The 16390-nt window shown below is 59.4% G+C and carries 16 protein-coding genes and 1 tRNA gene; 4 read left to right on the forward strand and 13 right to left on the reverse strand.

Annotated features, from left to right (window positions below):
• Positions 1-7: 7 nt before the first annotated feature.
• Positions 8-97 (reverse strand) — tRNA-Ser (locus tag KGA85_RS10295).
• Between the two features lie 308 nt (positions 98-405).
• Between KGA85_RS10295 and KGA85_RS10300 the strand changes: the two genes are divergently transcribed.
• From KGA85_RS10300 to KGA85_RS10310, 3 genes are all read left to right on the forward strand, one after another.
• Positions 406-1095: a crotonase/enoyl-CoA hydratase family protein gene (locus tag KGA85_RS10300; protein ID WP_223459048.1), complete on the forward strand. Its 690-nt coding sequence runs from the start codon at positions 406-408 to the stop codon at positions 1093-1095.
• A gap of 214 nt (positions 1096-1309) precedes the next feature.
• On the forward strand, positions 1310-2032 hold the full coding sequence (locus tag KGA85_RS10305) for a lysophospholipid acyltransferase family protein (RefSeq protein WP_223459050.1): 723 nt from the start codon (positions 1310-1312) through the stop codon (positions 2030-2032).
• 160 nt (positions 2033-2192) lie between these two features.
• Positions 2193-3164 (forward strand): magnesium and cobalt transport protein CorA, encoded by a 972-nt coding sequence (locus KGA85_RS10310; RefSeq protein WP_223459052.1) that lies wholly within the window; start codon positions 2193-2195, stop codon positions 3162-3164.
• A gap of 156 nt (positions 3165-3320) precedes the next feature.
• Here the strand turns inward: KGA85_RS10310 and KGA85_RS10315 are convergent, their stop codons facing one another.
• The 3 genes from KGA85_RS10315 to KGA85_RS10325 form a co-directional block, all read right to left on the reverse strand.
• Complete coding sequence (locus KGA85_RS10315) at positions 3321-4043, reverse strand: amidotransferase (protein ID WP_223459054.1); 723 nt, start codon at positions 4041-4043, stop codon at positions 3321-3323.
• 94 nt (positions 4044-4137) lie between these two features.
• Positions 4138-6282 (reverse strand): 3-hydroxyacyl-CoA dehydrogenase NAD-binding domain-containing protein, encoded by a 2145-nt coding sequence (locus KGA85_RS10320; RefSeq protein ID WP_223532880.1) that lies wholly within the window; start codon positions 6280-6282, stop codon positions 4138-4140.
• 24 nt (positions 6283-6306) lie between these two features.
• Positions 6307-7512 (reverse strand): acetyl-CoA C-acetyltransferase, encoded by a 1206-nt coding sequence (locus KGA85_RS10325; protein WP_223459058.1) that lies wholly within the window; start codon positions 7510-7512, stop codon positions 6307-6309.
• Positions 7513-8105: 593 nt separating this feature from the next.
• Here KGA85_RS10325 and KGA85_RS10330 point away from each other — a divergent pair.
• Complete coding sequence (locus tag KGA85_RS10330) at positions 8106-8933, forward strand: c-type cytochrome (RefSeq protein WP_223459060.1); 828 nt, start codon at positions 8106-8108, stop codon at positions 8931-8933.
• Between the two features lie 170 nt (positions 8934-9103).
• Here KGA85_RS10330 and KGA85_RS10335 read toward each other — a convergent pair whose 3' ends face one another.
• The 9 genes from KGA85_RS10335 to KGA85_RS10375 all read right to left on the reverse strand — a co-directional run bounded on the left by KGA85_RS10335 (position 9104) and on the right by KGA85_RS10375 (position 16339).
• On the reverse strand, positions 9104-9913 hold the full coding sequence (locus KGA85_RS10335; RefSeq protein WP_150758897.1) for a transglutaminase domain-containing protein: 810 nt from the start codon (positions 9911-9913) through the stop codon (positions 9104-9106).
• On the reverse strand, positions 9910-10860 hold the full coding sequence (locus tag KGA85_RS10340; protein ID WP_223459062.1) for an alpha-E domain-containing protein: 951 nt from the start codon (positions 10858-10860) through the stop codon (positions 9910-9912). Before KGA85_RS10340 ends, KGA85_RS10335 begins: the two co-directional genes overlap by 4 nt.
• Positions 10861-10872: 12 nt before the next feature.
• Positions 10873-12282, reverse strand: a complete 1410-nt coding sequence (locus KGA85_RS10345; RefSeq protein ID WP_007988088.1) for a circularly permuted type 2 ATP-grasp protein — start codon at positions 12280-12282, stop codon at positions 10873-10875.
• Positions 12283-12649: 367 nt separating this feature from the next.
• Positions 12650-12994, reverse strand: coding sequence for a ribonuclease E inhibitor RraB (locus tag KGA85_RS10350; protein ID WP_007971898.1), 345 nt, complete (start codon positions 12992-12994; stop codon positions 12650-12652).
• 210 nt (positions 12995-13204) lie between these two features.
• Positions 13205-13438 (reverse strand): hypothetical protein, encoded by a 234-nt coding sequence (locus KGA85_RS10355; RefSeq protein ID WP_223459064.1) that lies wholly within the window; start codon positions 13436-13438, stop codon positions 13205-13207.
• A 177-nt stretch (positions 13439-13615) separates the two neighbouring features.
• Positions 13616-14491, reverse strand: a complete 876-nt coding sequence (gene speE / locus KGA85_RS10360) for a polyamine aminopropyltransferase (RefSeq protein ID WP_223459066.1) — start codon at positions 14489-14491, stop codon at positions 13616-13618.
• Positions 14492-14752: 261 nt separating this feature from the next.
• A complete protein-coding gene (locus KGA85_RS10365; RefSeq protein ID WP_085716868.1) occupies positions 14753-14944 on the reverse strand; it encodes a PLD nuclease N-terminal domain-containing protein in 192 nt (63 codons plus the stop codon).
• 81 nt (positions 14945-15025) lie between these two features.
• Positions 15026-15556, reverse strand: coding sequence for a hypothetical protein (locus tag KGA85_RS10370; protein ID WP_008048428.1), 531 nt, complete (start codon positions 15554-15556; stop codon positions 15026-15028).
• A gap of 264 nt (positions 15557-15820) precedes the next feature.
• Positions 15821-16339 (reverse strand): ankyrin repeat domain-containing protein, encoded by a 519-nt coding sequence (locus KGA85_RS10375; protein ID WP_223459068.1) that lies wholly within the window; start codon positions 16337-16339, stop codon positions 15821-15823.
• Between the last annotated feature and the right edge of the window lie 51 nt (positions 16340-16390).

The following is a 16390-nucleotide window of genomic DNA, read 5'->3' on the forward strand; positions in this document are numbered from 1 at the left end:
TTAAATGTGGCGGTGAAGGAGAGATTCGAACTCTCGATACAGTTTCCTGTATACACACTTTCCAGGCGTGCTCCTTAAGCCACTCGGACACTTCACCGTATCTCTTCAAACATGTTCTGTCTGTCGAGGCGCGCTAATGTAGTCGAAAGCTTTTCCGATGGCAAACATTTTTTTCAGAATTTTCATGCGGTTAACGCGATTCAGCATTTGCGGTCGCTCCGGGCCATGGCAAACCGGCCAATCTCCGGCTTCGTGCCCGCCTCTATATAGAGGGGAATGCGCGGCAGGCACGGCGGGCTACGCTTGGCGGGCAGGCAAAGGGTGACTGACGGGTCAGTCACGGCGCTTTACCTGGCCTGCGGCGGTGGGTAACGTCTGCCCTACTTTATTGAAAGGAATAGCGTCATGAGTGAGTTGATTTCCTACCATCTCGAAGACGGTATCGCGACCCTGACCTTGAGCAATGGCAAGGTCAATGCCATCTCCCCGGATGTGATTGCCGCGTTCAACGCTGCGCTGGATCAGGCCGTGACTGATCGTGCGGTGGTGATCATTACCGGCCAGCCGGGCATTCTCTCTGGCGGTTATGACCTGAAGGTGATGACGGCCGGCCCTAGAGAAGCCGTGGCACTGGTGACCTCCGGCTCGACCCTGGCCCGCCGCCTGCTGTCGCACCCTTTCCCGGTGATCGTTGCATGCCCGGGGCACGCGGTGGCCAAGGGTGCGTTTCTGCTGTTGTCGGCCGACTATCGCATCGGTGTAGACGGTCCGTTCAGCATTGGCCTGAACGAAGTGCAGATCGGCATGACCATGCACCACGCGGGTATCGAGATTGCCCGTGACCGCCTGAACAAAGTGGCGCTGCAGCGTTCGGTGGTCAACGGCGAGATGTTCAATCCACAAGGCGCCGTGGCTGCCGGTTTCCTTGATGTCGTGGTCTCGCCTGAAGAACTGCAGGGCGCGGCACTGGCGGCGGCTCGTCAGTTGAAGAAGATCAACATGACCGCGCACAAGAACACCAAACTGAAAGTACGCAAAGCGCTGCTGGAGGCCCTGGACAACGCAATCATCCAGGACCAGGAACATCTGGGTTAAGCCCGGAACTGCTGCAAAGAAAAGCCCGACCGTCGTGTCGGGCTTTTTCATACATGTCTGTGTTAAACGTCTGTAATCGCTCTAGACCGCATCTGACCAAATAGTCGGAAACATCAGCTCAAACATCGGCCATCTCCCACCTCCCTGGCAGCAATTGCCGAAAACAGTGTACATCCGTACACTGCGCCACCTTTTGTCCCGGTGGGGCCTGTAAATGCTGTTTGTGTTCCGTATGTCATTGATGGGCCTGCACTTTATCGTGGCGGGTGTGCTGGGGGTGATTCTCGGCCTGTGTCGGCCATTCAATCCGGACAATAGCCGTCTGTGCGCACGCCTGTACGCATGGCCGGCCATGTGTATTTTGCGTTTGCGGGTGAAGGCCGAAGTCGGGCCGTTGATGGATAAACCTGACAGCTGCGTGATCATCGCCAATCACCAGTCCAACTACGACCTGTTTGTGTTTGGCAATGTGGTGCCCCGCCGTACCGTGTGCATCGGCAAAAAGAGCCTGAAATGGGTGCCGCTGTTCGGGCAGTTGTTCTGGCTGGCCGGCAATGTGCTGATCGACCGTGGCAATGCGCAAAAGGCACGCAAGTCGATGTTGACCACCACCCATACCCTGCAAAACAAAGACACCTCGATCTGGGTTTTCCCGGAAGGCACGCGCAACCTGGGTGAGGACTTGCTGCCCTTCAAGAAAGGTGCCTTTCAGATGGCTATTGCCGCCGGGGTGCCGATCGTGCCGGTGTGTGTCAGCAGTTACGTCAAACACATGCGATTGAACCGCTGGCGCAGCGGGAAAATTCTGATTCGTTCGTTGCCGGCGATTCCCACTGCCGGATTGAGCCTGGACGACATGCCCCTGCTGATCGCCCAGTGCCGCGAGCAGATGCGTGAATGCATCGAGTCGATGGACCGGCAACTACAAGCCATCTGAAAAAGAAAACCCGCCTGGTGCGGGTTTTCTTTTGCCTGCGCGTCTTTCCCCAGAACTCGGCAGATTTAACTGACTCTCAAACACTGCGAGGCTAAGCTGATCAACACTGCCATTGCATTTGTTGCCAATTAAAAGCTGCCAAAAGAAGTGAATCACCATCATGGGTAGAGTTGTTGCTTCAGCGGTTTATAGCGCCGGTAAGAGAGTCACCAATATCACCCTCGACGAAGGCGCAGCCTGGGCTGCAAAACCCGGGCACTTTGTCTGGATCGGCCTCGAAGAGCCGAACGCCGAGGAACTCTACAATCTGCAACGCCAGTTCAAGCTGCACGAACTGGCCATTGAAGATGCCCTGGAAAAGCACAGTCGGCCGAAGCTGGAAACCTTCGGTGATGCGCTGTTCATCGTGACGTATTCGCCCATCCGCCATGAAGGCAAACTCGAGTTCATCGAGACGCATATCTTTGCCGGCAATGGCTACATCATTACTGCGCGCAACGGCCACTCGGCGTCCTACGCCCATGTCCGACAACGCTGTGAGGCGCGTCCGCTGTTGCTTGAGCACGGGGAAGATTTCGTACTCTATGCCATCCTCGATTTCGTGATCGAAAACTACCAGCCGATGGGCGAAGCCATTCACGCGGAAATCGATGAGCTGGAACGCAACGTGTTATGCGGCTCGTTGAATGACTACGACATCCAGAAGCTGCATGGCCTGCGTCGTGATGTTTTGCGCTTGCGTCGTTATGTGGCACCGATGATCGAGATAGGAGAGGAACTGCAGAGACTGAGCTTCCCGTTCATCGACAAAAACATGCGGCCGTACTTTCGCGATGTGCAGATTCATGTCACGCGGCAGATGGAAGACCTGACGACGCTGGCGGATATTGCCAGCCAGACGATTGAAGTCGGGGTGCTATTGGAGGCCTCTCGCCAGAGCGTGGTGCAACGCAAGTTTGCGGCCTGGGCGGCGATCCTGGCCTTCCCGACGGCGGTGGCGGGGATCTACGGGATGAATTTCCAGAACATGCCGGAGTTGAACTGGCACTACGGGTATTTCGGGGTGCTGGGGTTCATTACGGTGGGTTGTTTGGGGTTGTGGGCGAGTTTCAAGAAGTCGGGGTGGTTGTAGGAGCGAACTCGCTCGCGAAAAACCCAAGGGCGCCGCTGTGTACCTGGTTCAACGCGCTATCGTTCACGACCTTCGCGAGCAGGCTCGCGTCCACATTGATCTCTGCAACACCGAAGATCCACTGTGGGAGCGAGCCTGCTCGCGATGCTTTTAATTTCAATCAGCTGCTGGCTTGTGCGCCACAAACCGCATCATCCACTCGGCAACCGTGGTGCCGTGGTGCTCCTGTTCCAGGCTCGCGATACCTTTGGAGTAGACCTGCTCACCCAGTGCCTGCTGGCGAATTTCCAGCAGGGCGCGGGAGTAGTCGTGGATGAATTCCGGATGCCCCTGGAAGCACAGCACCTGATCGTTGATGTGGTAGGCGGCATATGGGCAGAAATCGCTGGATGCGATGACCGTGGCGTTCTCCGGCAGCGACGTAACCTGGTCCTGGTGACTGATCAGCAGCGTCAGTTCTTCGCGCACCGGGCTCATCCAGGGCGCCTTGGCGGCCAATTTGTAGTTGTGGGTGCCGACGCCCCAGCCTTGGGTCGCACGCTCGCTCTTGCCACCGAGCAGCAACGCCAGCAACTGATGACCGAAGCAAACGCCCAGCAACTTGTCGCCGCGCTCGTAGCGGGTCAGCAGATACTTCTTGAGGGTTTCGATCCACGGGTCGGTGCCGAAGGAGTCGGCCTTGCTGCCCGTCACCAGGTAGGCGTCGAATGTCAGGTCGTCGCTTGGGTATTCCCCCTGCACCACGTTGTAGACCGTGAAATCGGCGGCAATCGGCTGCTGCGAAAACAGGTGTTTGAACATCTGCCCGTAGCCCTGATATTGGTCAACCAATTCCGGACGCAGGTGGTCGGTTTCCAGAATGCAGATGCGTAACGACATAAAAATACCTGACACGTGATGGGAATAATGCACACCCCAGAGCCTGCCTTGAAACACCGCGTCAAGGCAAGCCCCGAAATGCATCATCTCCCCCCTAGAACGCCTCCCCTTTGGCTGCCTTCTCCAGCAGCAAGGCGGGAGGCGCGAACCGCTCGCCATATTGCTTGGCCAGATACTGGGCGCGGGCAACAAAGTCTTGCACGCCGTACTGGTTGATGAACTGCAGCGCACCACCGGTCCAGGCGGCGAAACCGATGCCGAAGATCGAGCCAACGTTGGCATCCGCTGTCGAGGTCAACACGCCCTCCTCCACGCAACGCACGGTTTCGATGGCTTGCACGAACAGCAAGCGATCACGCACGTCCTTCGGCGAGATCTGCCCGTCGCTTTTCTCGAAGCGGGTTTTCAACTCAGGCCACAGGTGTTTCTGGCCGCCCGCCGGATACTCGTAGAAACCTCCACCGCCAGCCTTGCCCGGACGATTGAACTCATTGAGCAGCACGTCAATCACGGCAAACGCCGGATGCTCTGTCAGCGGTTTGCCTTCTGCTTGCAGGTCCTTGGCGGTTTGCAGACGGATATGGTTCATCAGGCTGAGGGAAACTTCGTCAGAGATCGCCAGCGGTCCTACCGGCATGCCGGCCTTGCGCGCTTCTGTCTCGATCATCGCCGCGCTCACGCCCTCGCCCAGCATGGCAATGCCTTCGTTGGTGAAGGTGCCGAACACCCGTGAGGTGAAGAAACCGCGGCTGTCATTGACCACAATCGGGGTTTTCCTGATTTGCAGGACGTAATCGAAGCCGCGGGCCAGGGTTTCGTCGCTGGTATTGGCGCCCTTGATGATTTCCACCAGCGGCATTTTTTCCACGGGGCTGAAAAAATGCAGGCCGATGAACTTGCTCTGATCGGGCACGGCGCACGCCAGGCCGCTGATCGGCAGGGTCGAGGTATTGGAGGCGATCACGGCGTCCGCGCCGACGACCTTCTGCGCTGCCAACGAGACCTTGGCCTTCAATTCACGATCCTCGAACACGGCCTCGATGATCAGGTCGCATCCGGCCAGGTCGGCATCGCTTTCGCTGGTTTGAATGCGTGATAGAACGGTGTCGCGTTGCTCGATGCTCATTTGTCCGCGAGCGACCTTCTTGTCCAGCAGCGCCGCCGAATGCGCCTTGCCCTTCTCAGCCGCCGCGAGGTTGACGTCCTTGAGCACCACCTCGATACCCGCCGACGCACTGACAAACGCGATACCGGCGCCCATCATCCCGGCGCCGAGCACGCCGACCTGGCGGGTGACATAAGGCGCAAAACCTTGAGGCCGCGATCCGCCGGCATTGATTTCGTTGAGCTGGAACCAGAACGTGCCAATCAGGTTTTTCGAGACCTGGCCGGTGGTCAGTTCGGTGAAGTAGCGCGTTTCGATCAGGTGCGCCGTATCGAAATCCACCTGCGCGCCCTCAACCGCCGCGCAGAGGATTTTCTCCGGCGCGGGCATCGTGCCCTGGGTTTTGCTGCGCAGGATCGACGGTGCAATCGCCAGCATCTGCGCGACTTTCGGGTTTGACGGTGTGCCGCCCGGAATCTGGTAGCCCTTCACGTCCCAGCGCTGCACCGCCACCGGATTGGCGAGAATCCACGCCCGCGCCTTGGCCAACAGGTCTTCTTGATCGGTCGCCAGCGCGTCGATCAATCCTGCCTGCAACGCTTGTTGCGGTCGCAGCCTCTTGCCTTCAAGCAGATAAGGCAGGGCTTTTTCCAGGCCGAGCATGCGCACCATACGTACCACGCCTCCGCCGCCCGGCAGCAGGCCGAGGGTGACTTCCGGCAGGCCGAGTTGCACCGACGGGCTGTCCAGCGCCACGCGATGATGGCAGGCCAGGCAGATTTCCCAGCCGCCGCCGAGTGCCGCGCCGTTGATCGCGGCGACCACCGGTTTGCCTAGGGTTTCCAGGGTGCGCAACTGGCCCTTGAGGCTCAGCACCATGTCGTAGAAGGCCTTGGCCTGGGGTTTGCCGACCTTGATCAGTTCATTGAGGTCGCCGCCTGCGAAGAAAGTCTTCTTGGCCGAGGTGATGATCACACCGGCGATGCTGTCCTTGTCGGCCACCAGGCGCGCAACGCAGTCCGCCATGGCTTCGCGGTACACCGCGTTCATGGTGTTGGCGCTCTGGCCGGGCATGTCGATGGTCAGGACGACGATCTGGTCCTGGTCTTTTTCGTAACGAATGGCTTCGTTCATAACTGGGTTCCTTGAAGTCCGGGCTCAGAGGCGTTCGATGATGGTGGCAATGCCCATGCCGCCGCCGACACACAGGGTCGCGAGGCCATAACGCAGGCGTCGGGCTTCCAGTTCATCGAGCAGCGTGCCGAGAATGGCGCAGCCCGTGGCGCCCAGCGGGTGGCCCATGGCGATTGAGCCGCCGTTGACATTGACCTTGTCCGGATCGACGGCCATGTCCTTGATGAATTTCAACACCACCGAAGCGAACGCCTCGTTGACCTCAAACAAGTCGATGTCTTCGACCCGCAGCCCGGCCTTGGCCAACGCCTTGCGGGTCGCCGGCGCGGGGCCGGTGAGCATGATGGTCGGATCGGTGCTGGTGACTGCCGTGGCGACAATCCGCGCACGTGGCTGCAGGCCCAGCGCCCGGCCCTTGGCTTCGGAGCCGATGAGCATCAGCGCCGCGCCATCGACAATCCCGGAGCTGTTGCCAGGGGTGTGCACATGATTGATCCGCTCGACATGGCTGTAGACCCGCAGCGCGGTGGCATCGAAACCCATCTGCCCCATCATCTCGAAACTCGGCTTGAGTTTGCCCAGGCCTTCCAAGGTCGAATCGGCGCGGATGAACTCATCGTGATCGAGCAGGATGATGCCGTTCTGGTCCTGCACCGGCACCAGCGACTTGTTGAACGAACCGTCGGCCCGCGCCCGCGCAGCCTTTTGCTGGGAATGCAGGGCGTAGGCATCGACGTCTTGACGGCTGAAGCCCTCAAGGGTGGCGATCAGGTCGGCACCCACGCCCTGTGGCGTGAATTGACTGTGCAGGTTGGTCGCTGGGTCCAGCGCCCAGGCCCCGCCATCGCTGCCCATCGGCACCCGGGACATCGACTCGACACCACCGACCACCACAAGGTCTTCGAAGCCGGAACGCACTTTCATCGCGCCGAGGTTCACGGCCTCCAGCCCCGAAGCGCAGAAACGGTTGATCTGTACTCCCGCCACGCTGACATCCCAATCGGCCACCTGAGCGGCGGTCTTGGCGATGTCGGAACCTTGATCGCCAATCGGTGTCACGCAGCCGAGCACCACATCATCGACCTGGCTGGTGTCCAGCGCCGTGCGCTGTTGCAGTGCGGTGAGCAAACCGGCAACCAGGTTCACCGGTTTGACGCTGTGCAAGGCGCCATCGGCCTTGCCTTTGCCACGGGGCGTGCGTAACGCGTCGAAAATCAATGCTTGGGTCATGACATCCTCGAACCGCAGTGCAGGTGGGTAAATACCGAGTGCCCACTCTTGGCCCGAGCCGCGTTTGATTCAATGACCGCAGCGCTCACAGACGTTGACGCTCACGCTCAGACGGACGGTAGTCAGCTACCGTTCAGGACACCAAGCTGTCTAGCCAACGGGCGCCAAAGAAGCTGGCAATAGGCCTCATGCCATTCTTAAAGCGAATTGCAAGAACACCATACGAAATGGATCTAAGCCAAGCTTAACGCGGGCTCTAAGGTGAACTTGTACGAAGTTGTCGTCGGGTTTTGCCGAGGCACTCGTCACTACAGGAAGTGCAACGCGCTGCCATCATGGAGCTATGCGGGCAGGCATCAGGAAATAACAAAAAAGGCGGTCAAGCCATGTTCAAACAATCGAAAGTACGTCAAGCCGGGCTCATCCTTTTCGCCACCACGCTGTTGTTGATATTGCCGAACCTGACCAAGGTCATCGGCTAGTCGCGTCTAAAAAATACGGCGTCACAGTTTTTGAATTGCCACTCTCAAAATGTGACTGGCCCGCTACCCGGGCCAGCGTGGCTGTGCCAATCTTTGCGGCACTTGCACGACATGGACGGCGATCACTTGAAAATGCTCATTCTGCTCGGGGCCATGCTGTTCGGCTCGCCCCTGTATGCCGCACAGCTGAACCTGGAGCTGGGCGCGAACAGTCGCACCTGGCAGACCGAGCAATTGCTCAAGCATCCCCAGGTTCAAACCATCAACATCAGCAACGACGTTTCCTACAAACGGGACATGAGTTACCGCGCCGTGCCGCTGTCCGCACTGCTGACCGGCATCAAGCCTGAGGACCATCTGCAAGCCGTGGCCCTGGATGGCTTTGCCGCCGAAATGACCGCGGCGCCGTTGCTCAATACCCAGGGGGCACAGGCGTGGCTGGCGATTGAAGACCCGGCCAAACCCTGGCCACCGCTATCCGAAGGCAAGCCCGGCGCCGGGCCGTTCTATCTGGTCTGGAGCAACCCGCAGGCCGGCAACATCAGCCCCGAACAATGGCCGTTCCAGGTGGCGAGCATCAAACGCCTGGCGCCCGTGGCCGAGCGCTTTCCCGCCCTGCTGCCCGATCCGGCGTTGAAGGCGGATGATCCGGTAAACAAGGGATTTGCGATATTCCAGAAGAACTGCCTGGCCTGCCACCGACTCAATGGCGCCGGTGACGCGCAGTTCGGGCCGGACCTGAATATTCCGTACAACCCGACCGAGTATTTCGGTGCGGACTTCCTCAAGCGCTACATCCGCGATCCACAGAGTTTGCGCCAGTGGCCGCAGGCGAAGATGCCCGGGTTCTCGGCCGAGGTGTTGCCGGATGGGGATCTGGGGATGCTGGTGGGGTATTTGAAGCATATGGTTGGGCGTAAACAGGTTTCCGCCAAATAACACGTATCTGTGGCGAGGGAGCTTGCTCCCGCTGGGGCGCGAAGCGGCCCTCAATTCAGGCGATGCAATCCGTCAGGTAAACTGCATTCACCAGGTTTGCGACTGCTGCGCAGCCGAGCGGGAGCAAGCTCCCTCGCCACAGAACTCCCTCTTGCATCAATGGACCGCGATTACTGCTGTTGCACTGAAATCACCGGCGCCGGCGTCGGTGAAACCAGCACCTTGGCGTGCATCTGCTCACACCCGCCGCCCCGGCGCATTCCGCGCACCGGGCAGGCATCCAGGTAGTCCAGGCCCACCGCCAGCTTCAGGTGACGCTCCGGCCGGGCCAGTTCATTGGTCACGTCGAAGCTGTACCAGGCGTCATCCAGCCAGGCTTCGGCCCAGGCGTGGCTGGCCAAGTGTTCGCTGTTTTCGCTGTACAGATAGCCCGACACATAACGCGCTGGAATGCCCAGGCTGCGGGTGCAGGCGAGAAACGCGTGGGTGTGGTCCTGACACACGCCGGAGCGTCCGGCAAAGGCCTGGGCGGCGCTGGTGTCCACTTCCGTGGAGCCCGGCGTATAGGTCATATGCTGGTTGAGGCCATGCATCAGATCGATCAACGCCGTGCGATCGCGGCGTTGCTTGCATTCCTTCTCGGCGAACGCCCGCAGGGCGGCGTCGGCTTCGGTCAAACGGGTGAAGCGCAGAAACGGCAATGCAGACTGGCTCTCGTGCTCGGCCTCACGCCATTCGTCGATATCGACCTGGCCACGGGCACCGATGATGATCGCCTCATGGGGCTCGTCCATGGTCAGCACATGCAGGATGTTGCCGAACGGATCAAGTTGCGCCCGCACCGGACGCGGCAGGTCGAGCTGCCAGCTAAGTACGTGCTGGCGTTCGCTGTCGTGGGGAGTCAGGCGCAGATACTGGATGCTCGCCCGCACCTTGTCTTCGTAGTGATAGGTGGTCTCGTGGCTAATGGAAAGTCTCATGCGGCCTCCAGATAAGAACTGTGAATCGCGTTACCCAACTGGCGCACCAGCGGGATGAACTCGGTGAGCCAGGCGTGCAGGCCTTCTTCGAGAATTTCTTGGATGCCGGTGTAGCGCAGGCGTGCGTCCATTTCTGCCGCCAGGCGTTGTGCGGGACGCCCATTGGCCCCCGGTAATTGCGCGAGGATCAGGTCGATTTCTTCGGTGCAGGCACGCAGGGATCGCGGTACATCGGCCCGCAGCAACAGCAATTCCGCCACATGCCGGGCACCAGGGGCGTCGCGGTAGATTTCCGTGTAGGCCTCGAACGACGACAACGCCCGCAACAACGCGCTCCATTGGTAATACGCGTGAGCGGTGCCATCGCTGACCGCTTCGGCCTGATCGCCGGCCATTTCGTAGCGGGCATCGAGCAGGCGCAAGGTGTTGTCCGCCCGTTCGATAAAGGTCCCCAGACGAATGAAACGAAACGCATCGTTACGCATGATGGTGCCGTAGGACGCGCCCCGGAACAGGTGGGAACGCTCCTTGATCCACTCGCAGAAACGGCTCATGCCGTAGCGACTGAGGCCCTGTTCGGCGATGCCGCGAATTTCCAGCCAGGTGGCGTTGATGTTTTCCCACATGTCGGCGGTGATGCGCCCACGCACCGCATGGGCGCTGGCCCGTGCGGCACCGAGGCAGCTGTAGATGCTCGCCGGGTTGGCCGCATCCAGGGCGAAGAAATGCAGCAGCCGCTCGGCATGCAGTTCGCCATGGCGCTCCAGGTAATCGTCCAGGGTGCCGGTGATCAACAGCGGCATGGCCAGTTCGTGCAAACCGTCGCCACGACCGTCTTGCGGCATCAGCGACAGCGAATAGCTGATGTCGAGCATCCGCGCGAGGTTTTCCGCCCGCTCCAGGTAACGCGACATCCAATACAAATCCGAGGCAGTTCTACTTAACATGACAGGCTTCCTTTAATCCTCGACCACCCAGGTGTCCTTGGTTCCGCCGCCCTGAGAGGAATTGACCACCAGGGAGCCTTCGCGCAGGGCGACGCGGGTCAGGCCGCCGGGCACGACCCGGGTTTCACGGCCTGACAATACAAACGGACGCAGATCGATATGGCGCGGTGCGATACCGTTTTCGACAAAGGTCGGACAGGTCGACAGCGACAGCGTCGGTTGCGCGATATACGCATGGGGCTTGGCGATGATCCGCGCGCGGAAGGCTTCGATTTCCGCCGCCGTCGCCGCCGGCCCCACCAGCATTCCGTACCCGCCGGAGCCTTGGGTTTCCTTGACCACCAGTTCTGGAAGATTAGCCAGCACGTGGGACAGCTCAGACGGATTACGGCATTGCCACGTAGGAACGTTCTTCAGGATCGGCTCTTCATCCAGATAGAAACGGATCATGTCGGTAACGAACGGATACACCGACTTGTCGTCCGCCACCCCCGTGCCGATGGCATTGGCCAGCACCACGTTGCCGGAACGGTAGGACGACAACAGCCCCGGCACGCCGAGCATCGATTCCGGGTTGAACGCCAGCGGGTCGAGGAACGCATCGTCAAGGCGACGATAAATCACGTCGACCGCTTTCGGCCCGTCGGTGGTGCGCATGTAGACCTTGTCGTCACGTACGAACAGGTCCGCGCCCTCCACCAACTCCACACCCATTTCCCGCGCCAGGAACGCATGTTCGAAGAACGCACTGTTGAAGCGCCCCGGCGTCAGCACCACCACGCTCGGATTATCGATCGGGCTTGAGCTTTTCAGGGTGTCGAGCAACAGGTTCGGGTAGTGGTCGATGGGGGCAATGCGTTGCGCCGCGAACAACTCGGGGAACAGACGCATCATCATCTTGCGGTCTTCGAGCATGTAGCTGACGCCGCTCGGTGTTCGCAGATTGTCTTCGAGCACGTAGTAGGTGCCATCGCCGTCGCGCACCAAGTCGACGCCGGAGATGTGCGAATAGATATCGCGGTGCAGATCCAGGCCCTGCATCGCCAACTGGTACTGCTCGTTGGCCAGCACCTGCTCGGCCGGAATGATGCCGGCCTTGATGATGCGCTGCTCGTGGTAAAGGTCGGCGAGGAACATGTTCAACGCCTTGACCCGCTGGATGCAGCCGCGCTCGACAATCCGCCATTCGCTGGCGGGGATACTGCGGGGGATGGTGTCGAAGGGAATCAGGCGCTCTGTCCCCTGCTCATCACCGTAGAGCGTGAAAGTAATCCCGGCGCGATGAAACAGCAGATCGGCCTCGCGTCGCCGTTGTGCCAAAAGCTCGTCAGGCGTTTCGGCCAGCCAACGGGCAAACTCCCGATAATGCGGGCGGACCTGGCCGCCGGCATCGTACATCTCATCAAAATATGTGCGGATCATGCCGTACTCCTTGTCACCCGGACGTCCAGACCTTCGCAAGGCCCGTGCCATCGGCATAAACGCTTAGATTTCAATCGGTTGGATAATCAAGACGCACGCACCGCACCAATCCTGTGCGGTAAATGCCCCAACCTGATCGCCCCCGCTTCATTGCAAGGCGTGGTAGTCGCCTATCACCAGCATAGTCAGAGTTGATTTCACTGCCCGGCAGTCGCTGGGGATAATTCATGCATTCGCTGGAAAACCTGCCGATCTCCCCCTTATAGCCGCCTGCCCAGGCGGCTTTTTTTCCTTTCTGCAACGTGTTGAAACGAAAACGGCCAACCCGAAGGTCAGCCGTCATTGCTGGTTGTCACTGTTCATAAGGTTATGCGAGTCGCCCTCGTACCTCCTGTTTCACACCCCAGCCTTCGATGATGCCACCCAACGGCTCGACCACTGCTTCGAAACCCTGTTCGAAGTCGCCGATGTCGTCGTAGGTGGCATACATGACCTTGCACAACTCCAGCGCCCAGGCGCCATCGTCGCGCACACTGACTTGTGCATCCAGGGATTCACCACGGTGGAAATGACCTGCCGCCCTGCGTGCCCGCTCCTCGTCCGGGAAAATGGCGTAGAACTCGATGGGATGAAACCGCGAAAAGTCAAAACCGCCTTCTTTCATGCGGCGCAACACGCTGCTGCTGATGTCTTCTTGATAGGCTGTGCTCATGAAACGTCCTCCTCAAAACGATGGATAGACTTTCCGTACTCCCTCACCCGCAACCGAACAGCGCGAGCGACGGCAACCGATGTGCCGGCGGGAAACAAGCATGGAGCTGACAAGACCAGACCTTAGCGATTCATTCGCTGATCTCGCTTGCAGAGTAGCCTCAAGGTAGAGCCTCTGCCAAGGCCTGGATGTGAATGCGACAGGTGCCGTTCAGATTGGAGTAATGCCGAGGATTTGAATGCTGTTCTGGGACTTGAGCTCTTTGACGCACGCATCAGTGGTCCGCCCTTCCAGATCGTTCAGATCCAGTTCGGCAGCGACAGGAAGAAGCCGGGCCTTGATGAGCTTGGCGGCACGCTCGTAGTCCGGGCGCTCGGGGCACTCAAAGACTTCGTTGATGGTTTCGCCATGATCATCCACGAAAGTGACTTTCCACTTTTGCATTGGTGCCTCCTCGATAAAACCCATGGATGGGCTTACCTCTATCTCGACCTTGTTAGCTGGCTAATTGTTCCGCCGAATTACATAGGTCGGTGCATGTAATCAAAGACTCACAACACCCACTGCCACTGCGTCGAGCGCAATCCATGTAGGAGCGAGCAGGCTCGCTCCTACAGGGTTTTAGTCGTTGCTTGGCTTGTTCACCGCCTGCAACACGTATTGTGGCAAGGCGAAGGCGCCGATGTGGATTTCAGGATTGTAGTAACGGGTGACGATGCCGCTGCCCGTGAAGCGCTGTTGCAGGGTTTCGCGGGACAACTTGCGATAAGCGGTATTGCTGGCGCCCCAGGCGAAGGTCATCGAACCGCCGATGTAGGTCGGCACGGCGGCCTGGTAGAAGTGCCAGTCCGGAAACAGGCTGCGCAGGCGACCGGCGGTGGTCTTCACTTCTTCGATCTGCATGAACGGCGTGCCGTTCTGGGTCACCAGGATGCCGCCTTCGTTCAGGCAGCGGTGGCAGGCCTGGTAGAAGTTTTCCGAGAACAGCACTTCGCCCGGCCCGATCGGGTCGGTGGAGTCGGAAATGATCACGTCGAATTTTTCAGTGGTGGTGGCGACGAAACGCATGCCGTCGTCGATCACCAGGTTCAGGCGTGGATCTTCGAATGCACCTTTGGAGTGGTTCGGCAGGAATTCCTTGCACATGTCGACCACGGTACCGTCGATCTCGACCATGGTGATGTGCTCGACACTGCGGTGCTTGGCCACTTCACGCAACATGCCGCCGTCGCCGCCGCCGATGATCAGCACGCGTTTGGCAGCACCGTGCGCCAGGATCGGCACGTGGGTGAGCATTTCGTGATAGATGAATTCGTCGGCTTCGGTGGTCTGGATCACGCCGTCCAGCGCCATCACCCGGCCCATGCGCGGGTTTTCGAAGATCACCAGGTGCTGGTGCTCGGTGCGCACTTCGTGCAGCAGTTTTTCCATGCGAAAACGCTGGCCGTAGCCTTCGTAGAGGGTTTCCAGGTAGTCGCTGGTCGGGGTGTTGCTCATGGGAAGTGCTCCGATGAATGCGGGTGGCAACGGACGGTTACCCGCCCATGATGGCCAATCGAGCGTCTCGATTGCCCGGGAAAGGCGCGCATTCTACGTCGCGGAACATGACAGGTCGAACCTCACTTGATCAGCATTCCACAATCCTGTGGGAGCGGGCTTGCTCGCGAAGCAGGCAACTCGGTCTGTCGGCGAACCGCGTAATCGTTCTTCGCGAGCAAGCCCGCTCCCACAGGGTCGGTGTAGTTTGTGGGAAATCCGTCAGAATTTGACGTTGCCCCGCGGCCCGGCGATGGCCCAGATGATCAGTCCCAGCACCGGCAACAGCGCGATCAACAATACCCAGAGGATTTTCATCCCGGTCTCGGCGCTACTTTTGAACACGTTGATGATGGCCCAGATGTCCAGGACAAAAATGATCAAGGCAACCAGGCTGTTGAACGTGGAACCCATGGTGACGCTCCCAAAGAGTGATATGCCCCCCTCAGGATAGACGGTCGTCGCGAGGATTCCTTTTTATTGACAGTGTTTGGATCAGACGTGGATCGCCACTTTCAGCGCTTCCAGGGATGGCGCGGCTGCGATGCCGACTTCTGCGCACAATTCCAGCACCCGAGGCAGGTCATTGCCGTAGACCAGGACCACCTGCAGCTCGTCATCGAGCAACTGGCTGAAGTTCATCAGCGTGTAGCCACCGTTTTCCTTGTTCATGCTGCTCATCTGCACCTGGATGCGGTTGAGCGCGGTCAGGGCTTCGGTCTTGGCCAGTTGCTTGGGCTTGAGATTGAACTCCACCCCCGGGCCGAACGAGGCGACGATCTGGGCGAACAGGTCCATGTAGGTGTCAGCCTGGAACAGCACCGTTTCCGGCAGGCTGCCGACCACCACCCACTCACCCAGCGGGATCGGGAAGGTTTCGTCGTAGTTGATGTCCGGATTGGCGGTCAGAAAAGCCTCGGGATCGGCGTAGGCCTGGGCCGCTTCGTCCGCGACCTTGAGGATTTCGTCTTCGCCCATGCACCCGGAGCTGATTTTGCTGATGAGTTCGACGAGTGCGGCTTTCATGGGGAGGATCCTGTAGCGAGGTGAATTTTGAGGGCGCGAAGGATAGCGCATTTCCATGACCGATAACTTGAAGCAGGCACTAACTTGTGGCGAGGGAGCTTGCTCCCGCTGGGTCGCGAAGCGGCCCCAAAATCAGACAATGCGATTCGTCAGACTTACCGCGCCGAATGGTTTTGCGACTGCTGCGCAGTCGAGCGGGACGGTGCGGCGGTCCGACAAGCTCCCTCGCCACAATGGGGATTACCAGCCTCAAATTAGTCGATATCAGCCAATCAGCTTCTCAAGCTGCGCAACGGTATCGGAAGCACCCATGGTTTTAGCCGCCTCCAGCGCAGTGATGCCATTGGCGTCCTTGGCTTTCGGGTCGGCGCCCTTGCTGATCAGGTAATCGACCACTTCGACGCGGTTGAACATCGCCGCCATCATCAGCGCCGTGCGGCCATCGAAGGACGAGCCTTCAACCTGGGCGCCGCCGTCGACCAAGGCCTTGATCACCGCCAGGTCGCCCTTGAAGGCGGCGCCTGCAATCGGGCTCTGGCCGTTGTCGTTGCGGATCTCCGGATCGGCCTTGTGCTCGAGCAGAACTTTTACCGTGTCCACATGACCGTGATACGCGGCCAGCATCAGCAAGGTATCGCCCTTGTGGTTACGCAGGTTCGGCGGCAAACCCTTGGTCAGCAGCGCGGCCATCATCGCCGCATCGCCCTCCCGTGCCTTGTTGAATACCTGTTCGGTGAATTCGGCGGCTTCTTCGGGGGTCATCTGGCGGCTTTTGTCTGACATTGGGCACTCCCTTTTCTGTCATTCGTAAAAGCCGACAGTTTCCCGAGCGCC

Source organism: Pseudomonas sp. GL-B-12, assembly GCF_019955895.1.
In the GTDB taxonomy this organism is placed as follows: domain Bacteria; phylum Pseudomonadota; class Gammaproteobacteria; order Pseudomonadales; family Pseudomonadaceae; genus Aquipseudomonas.

Coding starts and splice junctions, on each gene's coding strand:
- KGA85_RS10300 (WP_223459048.1), top strand. CDS start 406: ATGAGTGAGTTGATTTCCTACCATCTCGAAGACGGTATCGCGACCCTG.
- KGA85_RS10305 (WP_223459050.1), top strand. CDS start 1,310: ATGCTGTTTGTGTTCCGTATGTCATTGATGGGCCTGCACTTTATCGTG.
- KGA85_RS10310 (WP_223459052.1), top strand. CDS start 2,193: ATGGGTAGAGTTGTTGCTTCAGCGGTTTATAGCGCCGGTAAGAGAGTC.
- KGA85_RS10315 (WP_223459054.1), bottom strand. CDS start 4,043: ATGTCGTTACGCATCTGCATTCTGGAAACCGACCACCTGCGTCCGGAA.
- KGA85_RS10320 (WP_223532880.1), bottom strand. CDS start 6,282: ATGAACGAAGCCATTCGTTACGAAAAAGACCAGGACCAGATCGTCGTC.
- KGA85_RS10325 (WP_223459058.1), bottom strand. CDS start 7,512: ATGACCCAAGCATTGATTTTCGACGCGTTACGCACGCCCCGTGGCAAA.
- KGA85_RS10330 (WP_223459060.1), top strand. CDS start 8,106: ATGGACGGCGATCACTTGAAAATGCTCATTCTGCTCGGGGCCATGCTG.
- KGA85_RS10335 (WP_150758897.1), bottom strand. CDS start 9,913: ATGAGACTTTCCATTAGCCACGAGACCACCTATCACTACGAAGACAAG.
- KGA85_RS10340 (WP_223459062.1), bottom strand. CDS start 10,860: ATGTTAAGTAGAACTGCCTCGGATTTGTATTGGATGTCGCGTTACCTG.
- KGA85_RS10345 (WP_007988088.1), bottom strand. CDS start 12,282: ATGATCCGCACATATTTTGATGAGATGTACGATGCCGGCGGCCAGGTC.
- KGA85_RS10350 (WP_007971898.1), bottom strand. CDS start 12,994: ATGAGCACAGCCTATCAAGAAGACATCAGCAGCAGCGTGTTGCGCCGC.
- KGA85_RS10355 (WP_223459064.1), bottom strand. CDS start 13,438: ATGCAAAAGTGGAAAGTCACTTTCGTGGATGATCATGGCGAAACCATC.
- speE (WP_223459066.1), bottom strand. CDS start 14,491: ATGAGCAACACCCCGACCAGCGACTACCTGGAAACCCTCTACGAAGGC.
- KGA85_RS10365 (WP_085716868.1), bottom strand. CDS start 14,944: ATGGGTTCCACGTTCAACAGCCTGGTTGCCTTGATCATTTTTGTCCTG.
- KGA85_RS10370 (WP_008048428.1), bottom strand. CDS start 15,556: ATGAAAGCCGCACTCGTCGAACTCATCAGCAAAATCAGCTCCGGGTGC.
- KGA85_RS10375 (WP_223459068.1), bottom strand. CDS start 16,339: ATGTCAGACAAAAGCCGCCAGATGACCCCCGAAGAAGCCGCCGAATTC.